The organism is Ruminococcus sp. D54t1_190329_F1 (assembly GCF_015551645.1).
In the GTDB taxonomy this organism is placed as follows: domain Bacteria; phylum Bacillota; class Clostridia; order Lachnospirales; family Lachnospiraceae; genus Blautia_A; species Blautia_A faecis.
The window spans coordinates 1-1,763 of the sequence record NZ_JADNDC010000094.1; the positions used below are offsets into that span (position 1 = coordinate 1).

Sequence of the window (1,763 nt, forward strand, 5' to 3'; positions counted from 1 at the left end):
ATATCTAAAGGTAAGCGACAAAAATACCTACATTTCATTTTGGAGTGTAGGTATTTTTATGCACACCATTTCTCTTTATATTTTTTAATTCGTTTGTTTTCTGGAATAGGATATTCTACTGGTATGTCAGATTTCAGTGCTTCTTGACGTACTTCTAGGGGTGTTTTGCAGCAATACCTATCCTGTGGACGTTCTTCACTATAAAATCTTATATAATCCTTTATTGCAAATCTTAATGAGGATTCATCAGTTATTTCGTACATCTGATACATTTCTGCTTTGATAATTCCCCAGAAACCTTCTGTTGGCCCATTATCAATACAATGTCCAACCCGAGACATGGATTGTCTCATTTCTTGTTTTACAAGTTTCTTTTTAAACATTTTGCTGGTATACTGGAATCCCCGATCTGAATGAAAAATCGGCTTTGCACAGGGGTTCAACGCAATTGCCTTATCAAAAGTTTTAAATACTAATTTATTATCATTTCTGGCACTAACAGCATATGACACAGGATATCTATCATACAGATCTATAATGGCACTTAAATACAACTTCTTTTTTTTACCTGGCACTTTAAATTCAGTCACATCAGTAGCCCATTTTTGATTGGGTGCAGTTGCGTAAAAATCTCTTTGTAATATATTTTGTGTTGTTTCATCTGCATTGGCATTCCTATATTTTTTCTTCTTTTTTCGTATAACGGAATGGATTCCCAGTTTTTTCATAATTCTGTGAACTCTATTTTTGCTGTACTTTGTTTGATTAAAATGATTGATCCAAGAAGTCATTCTCCGATACCCTAAGATATGACTAAAGCGTTCATCATACTCCTTAATGAGCTCTGCAAGTTTGATGTTTTCCATTTCATCCTCAGGTGTTTCACGGTGTAGCCATTTATAATAAGCAGCTCTTGCGACCTCCAAATGTTTACACATCCATCCAATACTCCAGTTTTTCTCTGTATGAAAATATTCTATCGCAAGATATTTTGATTCATGACGAACCTTACCCAGCCTCACATCCTTTCGAAGTCTTTCACTTTTTTTAACAATTCAACAACCATATCCTTTTCTTCCAGCTGACGCTTTAGTCGTAAGTTTTCACGTCTCAAACGTTCTAATTCATCTACTTCATCATCTGTTTTACGTTGACCGCGTCTGTCAGTTAATCCGGATTCCCCATCACTATCATATTTCTTTACCCAAGAATAGACCTGACCGTAAGAAACATTGAATTTTGTAGCTGTATTCTTATAGTCACGATTATGGTTGATGCAATAATTAACGATTTCTTTTCGTTCCTCAAGTGTTGTTTTTCTTCGTGCCTCTGCCATATAGACCTCCCGTTTTGGATTATAATCCTTGAACTCTCTATTGGCATTATACACCTTAATCCAACTTCGCAAAACAGAACGACTAGATATTGCATATTTAGCGATGATATCGTCAACAGTCCCTTCTCCATTTAGAACTGCTTCTACGCATCGGAGTTTAAACTCCTTTGAATAAGTTCTATTTCTATTCGATGGATGACAAAATGCAGCTATCCCATGAATTTGATATTCATTAATCCATCCTTTTAGTGTTGAATATCCTATACTGTATTTATCAGCAAGGAACTGAATAGAACCTATACCATCCAGATATTCCTGCGATACTTTAGCTCTAAACTCAGGTGAATGTTTTGATTTTGGCATGAAAAATACCTCCAAAGTAACAGATTTTTATATTTAATCTGTCTACTTTAGAGGTATCATATCA

General features: G+C 35.0%; 2 protein-coding genes. Both read right to left on the reverse strand.

Annotated features, from left to right (window positions below):
* Positions 1-56: 56 nt before the first annotated feature.
* On the reverse strand, positions 57-1,022 hold the full coding sequence (locus I2D69_RS19665) for an IS3 family transposase (protein WP_173717587.1): 966 nt from the start codon (positions 1,020-1,022) through the stop codon (positions 57-59).
* Entirely contained in the window at positions 1,019-1,699 is a 681-nt protein-coding gene (locus tag I2D69_RS19670; RefSeq protein WP_173717586.1) for a helix-turn-helix domain-containing protein, read from the reverse strand. Before I2D69_RS19670 ends, I2D69_RS19665 begins: the two co-directional genes overlap by 4 nt.
* Positions 1,700-1,763 lie beyond the last annotated feature (64 nt).

What these genes read in the sequence shown, in the direction of transcription:
- I2D69_RS19670 (WP_173717586.1), bottom strand. Translation starts at nt 1,699, where the DNA reads ATGCCAAAATCAAAACATTCACCTGAGTTTAGAGCTAAAGTATCGCAG.